General features: G+C 68.0%; 1 protein-coding gene. It reads left to right on the top strand.

Annotated features, from left to right (window positions below):
* Window positions 1-192: 192 nt before the first annotated feature.
* A partial coding sequence (locus P9A16_RS35600; protein WP_278026566.1) for a M81 family metallopeptidase occupies window positions 193-826 on the top strand: 634 nt, incomplete at its 3' end.

Raw genomic sequence — 826 nt, 5'->3', positions numbered from 1 at the left:
ATCCATTGACTTCCGAAGAAATTTCCGCATTATCGAGAAAACAAATTACATCGCCTCTGCGATGATCACTGACGGGAACTTTGCGATCCAGAACACGGCTTCCTGCCGTTCGGCCAGGCACACCGGCGCGGCACGCGCCGGGCGATGACGGCCGGGCATCGGCCGGCCTGGACGCCTGCGGAACGGACGCCCATGCGCATCTTCACGGCCTCGCTTGCCACCGAGACCAACACCTTCTCCCCCGTCCCCACGGACATGAACGCCTTCAAGGCCGCCTTCTATGCCGGTCCGGGCGAGCACCCCGACACGCCCACGCTCTGCTCCTCCGTCGTGCCGATCCTGCGCCGGCGCGGCCGGGCCGAAGGCTTTACCGTCATCGAGGGCACCGCCTGCTGGGCCGAGCCCGCCGGCCTCATCCAGCGCCGCACCTTCGAGACCCTGCGCGACCGGATCCTCGGCGAGTTGCAGGCCGCCCTGCCGGTCGATGCCGTCGTGCTCGGCCTGCATGGCGCCATGGTCGCCCAGGGCTACGACGACCCGGAGGGCGACCTGCTCGAGCGGGTCCGCGCGATCGTCGGGCCCGACGTGCTGGTTGCCGCCGAGTTCGACCCGCACAGCCATCTCACCGCCCGGCGCGTCGCTCATCTCGACCTGATGGCGACCTTCCTCGAATTCCCGCACACCGACTTCGAGGAGCGCGGCGAACATGTCGTCGAGCTCGCCCTGCGCACGCTGCGCGGCGAGATCCGCCCCGTCATCTCCACCTTCGACTGCCGCATGATCACCATCTATCCGACGAGCCGCGAGCCGATGCGCTCCTTCGTCG

The organism is Shinella sp. 838 (genome assembly GCF_029623935.1).
Lineage (GTDB): Bacteria > Pseudomonadota > Alphaproteobacteria > Rhizobiales > Rhizobiaceae > Shinella.
Note: the sequence above shows the minus strand (reverse complement) of the source record. Positions and strands in the feature narration are given on the sequence as shown.